Genomic DNA, 10,718 nt, shown 5'->3' with positions numbered 1-10,718 from the left:
GTTGCGCTGGTTGATGTGGTAGTTGCGATTGCTCGCTGTGGTGTCCTGGCTCATCGCCCGGTCGACATTGGCGATGTGATTCCGGATGGAATCGCAATGGTGCGCGAAAGCGGGAGCCGCGCCCACCACCCACGCCGCCGCGGAGATCAAGGCCACCCTGAGCCATCCGCGCATGGCCATGCGAGGCACCTCCTCTCCCGGCGCCGCCCCGGGCGCGCAACGGCCCGGGCGGTCCGAAGGCATGACACCCTCCCATTCTCACCTCATGGAGAAATTTTACTTGTCTTTATCATTTTCGACAATATGAAATCGTATGGTGAGATGGACCTATCGGATAACAGGAACTGAAATTCCGAGGGAGGAGCAGGCCTTAGATGTTCTCCCACGGCGGGTCTTCTCTCGCGCGGAGGCCGCCGGTGGGGTGATCGCCGAGGCAGTCGTGGATGTTCCCGGCGGCCCCGCGCATGAGCATGTGGGCGCGCTCGCCCAGGAGGCGGGGGCGGCCGCGGCCCTTCTTCTCGAAGCCGTGGGCGTTCCCGGCCAGCTGTTTCACCGGGGTTCCCTCTCATGCCTCTGGCGGCGTAGGGGCGGCCCCCTGTGGCCGCCCTGGGCGGAAGGGGCAGGCACAGGGGCCTGCCCCTACGGCCCCTCGATGTCGCCGAATCCCCCTCCCCTACAGCGGAAACGGCGGCTCGACGCCCGGGGGCACCGGCACCTCGAAGGCGTTCACCGTCATGCTCACCATGGCGTAGTGGCCGAGGAGGACGGTGAGGTCGAGGGCGCCCCTCTCCCCGAAGAGGTCCATCACGGCCTTGAAGGCCGCGTCGCTCACGAACTTGGTCTCCAGGAGCTCGGTGGCGAAGCCGTAGACGGCCGCCTCGTCCGCCTTCATGTCCGGCGGGCGCTTCCCCTCGCGCAGGGCGCCGATGACGGCCGGGGCGAGGCCCCCCTTGAGCGCGAGGGGCTCGTGGGCCTGGAAGGGGTACCGCGCCTTCATGAGGCGCGCGGCGATGAGGATGGCGAACTCGGAGAGCCTCGGCGGGAGGACCGTCTTGAAGCGGAGGTACTCCCCCACCGGGTCGAGCCTGTCGAGGTACTCGGGGCTCCGGATCCAGACGGTGAAGGGCCCCCGGAAGGCGCCGCGCGGGCCCGAGGCGATCCGGTCGTGGAGCTTGCGCTGCTCCGGCGTCATCTGCTCCAAGGGGATCACTGGCAGGCGGCTCATGCGGCTCCTCCCTGTGGCGGAAATGGCGGTGGCGTGGCTGGAAGATTACACCGGCGGGACGCGAGCCCCAACCCCTCCTCCGGCCCGCCCCGCCCCGAAACCCGCCGGGTGCGCCCCTCCCCCGCCTTCGGCTATAATCGCCCCCATTCCACGCAATGCCGGACGGATCGGACCCGATTCAGAGCCCAGGGGAGGCAAGCCCATGAATCCATCGCGCAGGGAATTCATGATCGGCACGGCGGCGGCGGGAGCGGCCTGGCTGTTCGGCGGCGGGGAAGCCCGGGCCGCCGCTCAGGCCCCGGCCCAGATGACCCAGGTGGCGAGCGTCTACCGGCACAAGGTGGGGGACATGACGGTCACCACGTTCATGGACGGCTACCTGATCCGCCCCCTCGCCGTCCTCCCGGACGGCAACACCGACGAGGGCAAGAAGCTGCTCGCCGTCCACTACATGGACACCACCCGGTTCGTGTTCCCCGTCAACTGCCACGCCATCTCGGCCGGCGGGCGCCTCCTGGCCGTGGACACCGGCGGCCGCAACGTCCTCGGGCCCACCGCCGGCCGCTTCCACAGCCTCCTGCGGGCGGCGGGCCTTGATCCCGCGCAGGTCAGCGCCGTCCTCATGACCCACATGCACCCCGACCACGTGAGCGGCGCCGCCAGCCCCGAGGGCCAGGCCCTCTTCCCGAACGCCGAGATGGTCGTGCACGAGAACGAGTGGAAGCACTGGCACAGCGACGCGCTCATGAACAAGGCGCCCGAGGCGGCCCGGGGGGCCTTCAAGCTCGCGCGGGCGGGTGGCTCCCCCTACAAGGGCCGGCTGCGGCTCATCTCCAAGGACGGCGAGGTGGCGCCCGGCATCACCGCCATCGCCTGCCCGGGGCACACCGCGGGCCACACCGCCTACCTCCTCTCCTCGGGCCGGGAGAGGCTCCTGATCTGGGGGGACATCGTCAACATCCAGCCCCTCCAGTTCCTCCGCCCGGACTGGGCGGCCACCTTCGACCTGGACAAGCCCCTCTCCGTTCAGTCGCGCAAGCGCATCCTCGACATGGCGAGCCAGGAGCGCCTGACCATCGCCGGGACCCACCTGGGCTTCCCCGGCATCGGGAACGTGTCCAGGCGCGGGAGCGAGTACGACTTCATCCCTGCCCGCTGGCAGGATTTGTAGAGGGAGGCTGGCGGTCAGGCCGCGCGGAAGCTTCGCAAGAAGAGGCGGGCTCCAGGATTGGGGCCCGCCTTTTTCCGCAATTTCGCCATTCGGGAAGCCTGATGTAGAATTGGGCAAGGAGGAAAAGGGCGATGTTCGAGCGCATCACCTTCGACCCGAAAATCCTGGGCGGGAAAGCCTGCATACGCGGGATGCGGATTCCTGTCTCCGTCATCGTCGGCCAGATTGCCCACGGGGCCACCTTCGAGGAGATCCTGGAAGGCTATCCCGACCTGGAACGCGAGGACATCCAGCAGGCGGTTGAATACGCCGCCTGGCTCACCCAGGAACAAGTCCATATCTCATAGGGGGCCGAGTGCGCTTTCTCGCCGACATGGGCGTGGATGGGCGTGTCGTCCGCTGGCTCCGGGAGCACGGCCACGATGCGGCCCACCTGCGCGACATGGGAATGCAGCGCGCCCCCGACGAAGAGGTTTTTTCCCGAGCCGTTTCCGAGAACCGGATTCTCCTCACTTTTGACCTCGATTTTGGCGAAATCGCCGCCCTCGCCCGCGGGCGGCGCATCGGCGTCGTCATTTTCCGCCTCCACAATACCCGCGCTTCTCATGTGATTGAACGCCTCTCCCGCCTCTTGGAAAGCTCGCCCGAGGCTTTGGAGCGTGGAAGCGTCGTCGTGGCCGAGGAGGGGCGTTACCGAATTCGAGAGTTGCCAGTGGGCGGAGGCGGCGGCGAACAGGCGGGACTCACGTAGGACGGCGGAGGGGGATTCCCTGGTGCCCGGGGCGGGAGTCGAACCCGCACGGGCCGGAGCCCGAGGGATTTTAAGTCCCTTGCGTCTGCCGTTCCGCCACCCGGGCATGCGGCGAGCATGATAGGCGGAGGGGCGGGAGGGAGCAACGGAGCGCCCTGAATACCGGCTCCTCCGGCCCTCCTGCCCTCGCCCGCGCCGGCGAAGCCCTCCTTTCCGCAAAAAAATCCCCCCGATCGCGAAATTGCTGTCATTTGCGGTCATTTGCGGTAACGGCTTTTCCCCTCCCCCGCCCCAGATTGGCCTCCGGGGCCGTGCGCCCGCCGCCGGGCGGAGCGGCACCCCTCCCGCGCCGGAGGCAGGCCGGTCCGATGGATGGAATACCGACGGGGATGAAGGCAGGAGGCGCCGCAAAAGTGCGGACTATTGGAGACGATGCCAAAGGAGTGCGCCTTTCGCCCCCCATGTGGCGCGGCGTACGAAACCACCGGCTGGCGCGTTTTCAGGGGTTTTCAGGGATATTAAGGGATATTCAGGCTTATTCAGGGATATTTTTTACGCGCGCGCGAGGCTTCGAGAGGAAGGGGAGGGCCGTGCCTCGCCCGGCCCCGGCCCGGTTTGGTATAGTCCTCCCAACGAAAAACGCCGAGAGATGTTCCGGTCCCGGGGGCCGTCCCCGCGCCCTCTCATGAAAGGAGCGAGCATGACCGCCCGCTACGAGGACGCGCACCGCCGCTCCCTCCGGGAGAAGGAGGCCTTCTGGTCGGAGGCGGCCCGGGAGATCCACTGGGAGAAGCCCTGGGAGAGGGTCCTCGACGACACGAACCCGCCCTTCTACCGCTGGTTCGCGGGGGGCGTGACGAACACCTGCTACAACGCCCTCGACCGCCACGTGGAGGCGGGCCGGGGGGAGCAGCCCGCCCTCGTCTACGACAGCCCGGTCACCGGCACGGTGCGTACCTTCACCTACCGGGAGCTGCTCCATGCCGTGGCGCGCTTCGCGGGGGCACTCCGGGCGCGCGGAGTGGGCAAGGGCGACCGGGTCATCCTCTACATGCCGATGGTGCCCGAGGCGGTGGTCGCCATGCTGGCCTGCGCGCGCCTGGGGGCCGTCCACTCGGTGGTGTTCGGGGGCTTCGCCGCGAACGAGCTGGCCACCCGCATCGACGACGCCCGTCCCAAGGTCATCGTCTCGGGCTCGTGCGGCATCGAGCCCGCGGGCGTCATCCCCTACAAGCCCCTGCTGGACAAGGCCATCGAGCTGGCGAAGTTCAAGCCCTCGGGCTGCATCATCCTCCAGCGCCCCCAGTTCCGGGCGGAGCTGACGCCGGGCCGGGACGCGGACTGGGAGGAGGCCATGGCGGCCGCCTCTCCCGCCGGGTGCGTCCCCGTGGGCGCGACGGACCCTCTTTACATCCTCTACACCTCGGGCACGACGGCCGAGCCCAAGGGCATCGTGCGGGACAACGGCGGCCACATGGTGGCCCTCAAGTGGTCCATGAAGCACGTCTACGGGGTGGACCCGGGGGAGGTGTACTGGGCGGCCTCGGACGTGGGCTGGGTGGTGGGACACTCTTACATCGTCTACGGCCCCCTGCTCCACGGCTGCACCACCATCCTCTTCGAGGGGAAGCCCGTCGGCACCCCCGACGCGGGCGTCTACTGGCGCGTCATCGCCCAGCACGGGGTGAAGGTGCTCTTCACCGCCCCCACCGCCTTCCGGGCCATCAAGCGCGACGACCCGGACGCCGAATTGATGAAGCGGCACGACCTGAGCGGCTTCCGCACCCTCTTCCTGGCCGGGGAGCGCTCGGACCCCGACACCGTCCAGTGGGCCGAGCGGAACGTGAAGGTCCCCGTCATCGACCACTACTGGCAGACCGAGTCCGGCTGGCCCATGCTCGCCAACTGCGTGGGTATCGAGCCCCTGCCCGTCAAGCACGGCTCCCCGACCAAGCCGGTGCCGGGCTACGACTTCCACGTGCTGGACCGGGAGTGCCGGCCCGCCAAGCCCGGGCAGATGGGGGCCATCACGGTCCGGCTGCCCCTCCCGCCGGGCTGCTTCCCGACGCTCTGGAACGCTGACCAGCGCTTCATCGACGCCTACCTGAGCGAGTACCCGGGCTACTACAAGACGGGCGACGCCGGCTACTTCGACGAGGACGGCTACTTCTACGTGATGGGGCGCACCGACGACATCATCAACGTGGCGGGCCACCGGCTCTCGACCGGGGCGATGGAGGAGGTGCTCTCCTCCCACCCCGACGTGGCCGAGTGCGCCGTCATCGGGGCGGCGGACGAGCTGAAGGGGCAGGTGCCCGTGGGCTTTCTCGTCCTGAAGGCGGGGGTCCACAAGGAGAAGACCGAGATCGCGGGCGAGGTGGTGCGCATGGTGCGCGAGCGCATCGGGCCCGTCGCCTCGTTCAAGCAGGCCGCCGTGGTGGCGCGGCTCCCCAAGACGCGTTCGGGCAAGATCCTGCGCGGGACCATGGCCCGGATCGCCGACGGGAAGCGCTACGCCATCCCCGCCACCATCGACGACCCCGTCATCCTCGCCGAGATCGCCCAGGCCCTCCACGGGCTGGGGTACCCCAAGGAGAGCCCGGCGGAGGTGACGGAGTAAATCAGGCAACCAAAGATGTCATTCTGAGCGACCATAGGGAGCGAAGAATCTCGGTGTTAAAACCGATATCCTTCGCTTCGCTCAGGATGACATCCAAAACCAACCAATAATCATCCCCTCCCCAGCACCTTCATGGCCGCGTTGTGGCCCGGGATGCCGCTCACGCAGCCGCCCCTCCTCGCCCCCGAGCCGCAGAGGAGGACGCGCCCAACGCCCGTCTCCACCCCCCACGCCCCCCCCTCCTCCTCCCGCTCGGCGAAGGGCCAGGCCAGGCGGCCGTGGAAGATGTTCCCCAAAGGCATCCCCAGCTCGCGCTCCACGTCCAGGGGGCTCTTGACCTCGACGCAGGGGCGGCCGTCCGCGCCGCGCAGGAGGCAATCCCCGAGCGGCTCCTCCAGGTGCGCCTCGAGCGAGGCGAGACAGCGCCCCGCCTGCTCCGCCTTGGCCGCCTCGTTCCGCTCCAGGAAGAGCCCGTGGGGCGCGGCCAGGCCGAAGAGGCCCAGGCTGTGGCAGCCCCGGGCGGCAAGCTCCGGCGAGAGGATGGAGGGGTCGGTCAGGGTGTGGCAGTAAACTTCCACGGGCGGGGCCGAGGGGAAGGCGCCCCCCCGCGCCCCGGCGTTGGCGAGGCGGATGTTCGCGTAGCCCTCCTCCGCGTGGAAGGTGCCCCGGAAGGCGTCCGCCGGGCCGACGCCCCCCTTCAGGCGGGGGAGCCGCTCCAGGAGCATGTTGATCTTGAGGAAGGCCCCCTCCTCGGGCTCCCAGGGCTCGCGGTAGCCGGGCAGGACCCGGGCGAGCTCCCGGGGGGCCAGGTTCACGAGCGCCCACCGGGCGCCCGCCGCGTGATCTTCCCCCGCGTGTCGGAACCTCACCCCCGCGCCTCCCGTCTCGGGCTCGATGCCCGTCACCTCCGCCCCGGTGAGGATCTCCGCCCCGCTCGCGAGCGCCCGGGCCGCGAGCTCCCCCGTGAGCCGCCCCATCCCCCCCACGGGGACGCACCAGTCCCCCGTGCCGTTCCCGATCGCGTGGTAGAGGAAGGTGCGGTTCTGAAGGAGGCCCGGGTCGTGCGGGTCGGCCAGCACCCCGATGGTCGCGTCCGTGAAGACGAGGCCGCGCACCAGGTCGTCCCGCAGGTGGCGCTCGATCCCCTCGCCCAGGGGCCGCTCGAAGAGGAAGTCCCAGGCGGCTTCTTGCCCCCGGAAGCGCGCCCTCATCTCCTCCCGGGAGGGGAGCGGCCCGAGGAGGGTGGGCCACAGCCGCTCCGCCGCGGCCCGGGCGAGGGCCTGGAGCCGGCGGAAGCCGGCGTATTCCTCCTTCCCGTCCGGCAGGGCGCGGAAGGAGGCCTCGGTGATCCTCTCGTCCTCGTTGCTGATGAGGAGGGCCCCCCGGCGGCCCTCCCGCTCATAGGGGGTGCAGGAGGCGACGCGGCGCCGGCGCATCTCGAAGCGGAGCCCGAGGTCCTCCGCGATCTTCCGGGGGAAGAGGCTCACGAGGTAGGCGTAGGGCGAAAGCTCCGCCTCGAAGCCGGGGAACAGGCGCTCCGAGACGGCGGCCCCGCCCGTCCGCTCCCGGCGCTCCAGGACCAGGACGGAGAGGCCCGCCCCCGCCAGGTAGGCGGCGGCCACCAGGCCGTTGTGGCCGCCCCCGGCGACGACGGCGTCGTAGCGGGCGCGCTTGGTGGGGGGTGGCATGGGAGGGCTCTATCTATTTTTTCGCCTGGCCCCATGGATGAGGCTCAGGACGAGCACTTTATCGTCAGCAACCAGATAGATAAGACGATAAGAGCGAATCAGAAGCTCCCGCAAAGTTTCGTCATCAAATTCGGAAACTATCTGTCCCCGGTCGGCGAAATCCGCAAGCGAACGGGAGGCATGGATCACCTCCTGGACGAAGGTAGATGCATAAGCCATTGAGTCTCGGGCGATGTATTCGGCGACAGATTCCAAATCGCGGCGGGCGGCCTGGGTCCAGACTATCTCCCGAGCCATCGGGCCAGGCTTTCCTCTGCTTGGGCCTGCGACAATGTCCGGCCCTCCCTGGCGTCTTCCAGGCCCCTCTCGATCTTTTGGCAAACGTAGATATGGTATTGGATATCTTCGAAGGAAGCGTCATCCGGCAGCCGGTCCAGGATGTCCCGGATTTCCTCTTTCGCCGATCTGGGCATCGCTATAGCCCTCCACTCTGATCGCGCAAATCATATCATATTCCGGCGCACACCAAGCAAAGACGGGCGGGAGGGGCCGCCCCCTCCCGCCCGCCGATCTTTCGCGAAAACCCGCTCGGCCTACCCCGTGTACTCCAGGATGTGGAGCCCCAGGCCCCAGCGGTCGGCCACGTAGATGAGGCCGGTGCCCTTGTCCACCTGGACGTCGTTGCTCTGGGGGCAGCCCCGGAACTTGTCCCCGGCCGGGATGTAGTAGCCCACTTCCTTCGGGCTGAAGGGGTTGGACCAGTCCACCACCCGCAGGCCCGCGTTGAACCAGCAGATGTACATCAGGTCGTCCTTGGTCATGTCGAGCCAGATGTTGTGGGCGCCGTAGCGCGCGCCGGTGCGCGACCAGCGCTTGTCCACGGGCCGCATCTCGACCGGGTCGATCTCGTAGGGCTGGAAGGTCGAGCAGACGAGGGGCTCGTGGATGTTCCGCATGTCGAGGAAGGTGACGAACGCCGGCGGGTGGTCGCAGTTCACCGTCGTGGTCTCCTGCGTCACGATGCCGAACTCCGAGCCCTCGGGCACGAGGAAGGAATGGTAGCAGCCCGCCCAGCCGTGGGTCTCGTGCGGGTTCTTGCGCCACATGAGCTTGGGCTCGGCGGGGTCGGCCAGGTCGAACATGGCGAAGCCCGCGTCCCAGTAGCCCGCGGTGACGTAGTTGCCGAAGGGGTTGCCCTCGTGGAGCCAGGCGCCGTCGCCCACGATCCCGGGGTCCCACGAGGGCTTCTCACCCTGCTTCTGGCCGGGCACCCAGCCCCAGCCGATGAGCTCGGGCTTCCAGGGGTCCTTGAAGTCGTGGACGAGGAGGATCTTGCCCTCGAAGCCGTCCTTGAAGCCGGAGGAGTACATGAGCTTGCGCTTGCGGTCGTAGATGGGCCGGTGGATGCCGAAGCCCTCCGTCTCGACGTAGTTCACGAACTTGGGGTGGAAGGGGTCCGAGTTGTCGAAGATGCGCAGCCCCCCGATCACGTCGGGGTACTTCGAGCGCAGCTTGGGCCGGAGCTCGCTGTTGGTGATGAGGACCTGGTCGTTGATCCGCAGCACCTTGTGGGTGCGCGCGGCGGGGGTGTCCACGATCTGGTTGACGATCTTCGGGTTCTTCGGGTCCTTCACGTCGAGGATGGTCATCCCGTCGTGGCCGTTCACGCCCGAGGCCGCGACGTAGCAGATGCCGCCCCCGACCTGGATCTGGAAGGCGTCGCCCCAGCCGTTCAGCTCGGAGTGGGCGACGAGGCGGACGTTGCGCTTCTCCTCCTTCCAGGGCTCGGTGAGGACGTGGTCGACGCCGGTGTACTGGTCGTTGCCGCCGCCGCGGATCGGGTTCGGGTGGTACCAAGGCTTGGGCATGTTCTCTCCTTGATGGTGCCTTGCGGCGTTGATGTGAAGATGTTGCGGATTCCCTGGCAAAGCGGTTTGCGAAAGAGCCTGGCGTTGAACACGCTTCCGTAGGGGCGATGCTTGTCATCGCCCGTTCCGAATCCAGTTCGGGGCGAACACAAGGTTCGCCCCTACAGAGCCGCCGCGAGCCCCGGCGCCTATTCCTTCCGGAACAGCCGGATGAACTCCTCGAAGGTGGCCGGGGGCCGCTCGGCCACCTTCAGGTTCTCGCGGACGTGCTCGAGGCGGCTCATCCCGACGAGGGCCACGCCCACGCCCGGGGTGCTGCGCGCGAACTGGATGGCGCGCTGGGCGTCGGTCTCGAAGCCGGGGAAGACCTCGCCCACCACGGGCGGGAGGCCGCGCGAGGCCCGGCCCTGGAGGATGGAGCCGCTCGTCATGACCGTGATGCCGTTGCGCGCGGCGGCCGCGAGGAAGGAGACCCGCTGGTCCCCGATGCGCTGGTTGGGGTTCGCGAAGGCCTCCGGCATCCCGAGGTTCAAGGGGAGCTGCACCACCCGGAAGTGGTGGCCCGGCCCCCCCGCCTCCAGGGCCGCCTGGAGCACCTCGTCGAGCGAGAGGTGGTCGGCCGCCGAGGCGTCCGCCCGGTAGCCGTTCCAGGTGGCCGTCCCGTAGCAGCGGATCTTCCCCTCCTCGACGGCCCGCTCGAGCTCGGCGAAAGCATGGCGCAGCCGCATCAGGAACACCTCGCGCGAGATCTCCTGGAGCTGGAATTCCGGGTTGTGCACATAGTAGACGTCCACCGCCTCGACGCCCAGGTTCCGCAGGCTCGCCTCGAGCGAGTGCCGCAGGAAGCCCGGCGTCATGCAGTGGCAATTGGCCACGATGTCGCCCGGCCGGCAGACGCCCGGCCCGAAGTAGGTGGACTGGAGGTAGCCGGCGTACTCCTCGCGCGTCCGGGGGGCGGCCCCGTCGAAGGGGATGTAGCCGCCCTTCGTGCAGATGACGAGCTGCTCGCGCACCGCCCCGTCCGTCTGGGCCAGGTCCGCCAGAGCGCCCCCGATGCTGCGCTCGCTCCGCTGGAAACGGTAGTTGAGGGAGGTGTCGATGACGTTGCAGCCGAGCCGCACGGCCTCGGCCACCGAGGCCCGGTAGGCGGCGTCGGCCGCCTCGTCCGCCTCGCCCAGGTAGGTCCCGATGCCCACGGAGGACATCCAGACATCCTGCAGCTCGCGGAAATGGCGGGGCTCCACCCTGCCCGAGAGCGAATCCCGGTAGGAGGCGGTCCCCTCCCGCGTGGCGCAGCCGGGGTAGGCCATGCGGCCCTCCATGGATGCGGGACTGTCGGCTTCGGGGGGCATCTTACACGCTATCCCCCCCCGTGGCGAGGCGGGGAGGGCCGCT

General features: G+C 68.7%; 11 protein-coding genes and 1 tRNA gene. 4 read left to right on the top strand and 8 right to left on the bottom strand.

Annotation, left to right across the window (positions count from 1 at the left end):
* The 3 genes from HYZ11_02505 to HYZ11_02495 all read right to left on the bottom strand — a co-directional run.
* The coding region (locus HYZ11_02505) for a hypothetical protein (GenBank protein ID MBI3126458.1) at positions 1-243 on the bottom strand (243 nt) is incomplete at its 3' end.
* Between the two features lie 127 nt (positions 244-370).
* Positions 371-553 carry a hypothetical protein gene (locus HYZ11_02500; GenBank protein MBI3126457.1) on the bottom strand — a complete coding sequence of 61 codons (183 nt, stop codon included), beginning with the start codon at positions 551-553 and terminating at the stop codon, positions 371-373.
* Between the two features lie 120 nt (positions 554-673).
* Complete coding sequence (locus HYZ11_02495; GenBank protein ID MBI3126456.1) at positions 674-1,225, bottom strand: carboxymuconolactone decarboxylase family protein; 552 nt, start codon at positions 1,223-1,225, stop codon at positions 674-676.
* Between the two features lie 202 nt (positions 1,226-1,427).
* On the opposite strand from HYZ11_02495, the gene HYZ11_02490 reads away from it, so the two are divergent.
* From HYZ11_02490 to HYZ11_02480, 3 genes are all read left to right on the top strand, one after another.
* A complete protein-coding gene (locus tag HYZ11_02490; protein ID MBI3126455.1) occupies positions 1,428-2,396 on the top strand; it encodes an MBL fold metallo-hydrolase in 969 nt (322 codons plus the stop codon).
* 131 nt (positions 2,397-2,527) lie between these two features.
* A complete protein-coding gene (locus HYZ11_02485; protein ID MBI3126454.1) occupies positions 2,528-2,743 on the top strand; it encodes a DUF433 domain-containing protein in 216 nt (71 codons plus the stop codon).
* 8 nt (positions 2,744-2,751) lie between these two features.
* Positions 2,752-3,147 (top strand): DUF5615 family PIN-like protein, encoded by a 396-nt coding sequence (locus tag HYZ11_02480; protein MBI3126453.1) that lies wholly within the window; start codon positions 2,752-2,754, stop codon positions 3,145-3,147.
* Between the two features lie 20 nt (positions 3,148-3,167).
* Here the strand turns inward: HYZ11_02480 and HYZ11_02475 are convergent.
* A tRNA-Leu gene (locus HYZ11_02475) sits at positions 3,168-3,253 on the bottom strand.
* Positions 3,254-3,847: 594 nt separating this feature from the next.
* On the opposite strand from HYZ11_02475, the gene HYZ11_02470 reads away from it, so the two are divergent.
* Entirely contained in the window at positions 3,848-5,767 is a 1,920-nt protein-coding gene (locus HYZ11_02470; GenBank protein MBI3126452.1) for a propionyl-CoA synthetase, read from the top strand.
* Positions 5,768-5,877: 110 nt separating this feature from the next.
* On the opposite strand, the gene HYZ11_02465 is transcribed toward HYZ11_02470, so the two are convergent.
* The 4 genes from HYZ11_02465 to HYZ11_02450 form a co-directional block, all read right to left on the bottom strand.
* Positions 5,878-7,455 (bottom strand): NAD(P)/FAD-dependent oxidoreductase, encoded by a 1,578-nt coding sequence (locus tag HYZ11_02465; protein ID MBI3126451.1) that lies wholly within the window; start codon positions 7,453-7,455, stop codon positions 5,878-5,880.
* Positions 7,456-7,464: 9 nt separating this feature from the next.
* Positions 7,465-7,752, bottom strand: coding sequence for a type II toxin-antitoxin system RelE/ParE family toxin (locus HYZ11_02460; protein MBI3126450.1), 288 nt, complete (start codon positions 7,750-7,752; stop codon positions 7,465-7,467).
* A gap of 296 nt (positions 7,753-8,048) precedes the next feature.
* Positions 8,049-9,323: a hypothetical protein gene (locus HYZ11_02455; protein MBI3126449.1), complete on the bottom strand. Its 1,275-nt coding sequence runs from the start codon at positions 9,321-9,323 to the stop codon at positions 8,049-8,051.
* 188 nt (positions 9,324-9,511) lie between these two features.
* Complete coding sequence (locus tag HYZ11_02450) at positions 9,512-10,633, bottom strand: aldo/keto reductase (protein ID MBI3126448.1); 1,122 nt, start codon at positions 10,631-10,633, stop codon at positions 9,512-9,514.
* Positions 10,634-10,718: the final 85 nt, after the last annotated feature.

The sequence above is a fragment of the Candidatus Tectomicrobia bacterium genome, assembly GCA_016192135.1.
In the GTDB taxonomy this organism is placed as follows: Bacteria; UBA8248; UBA8248; order UBA8248; family UBA8248; genus 2-12-FULL-69-37.
Note: the sequence above shows the minus strand (reverse complement) of the source record. Positions and strands in the feature narration are given on the sequence as shown.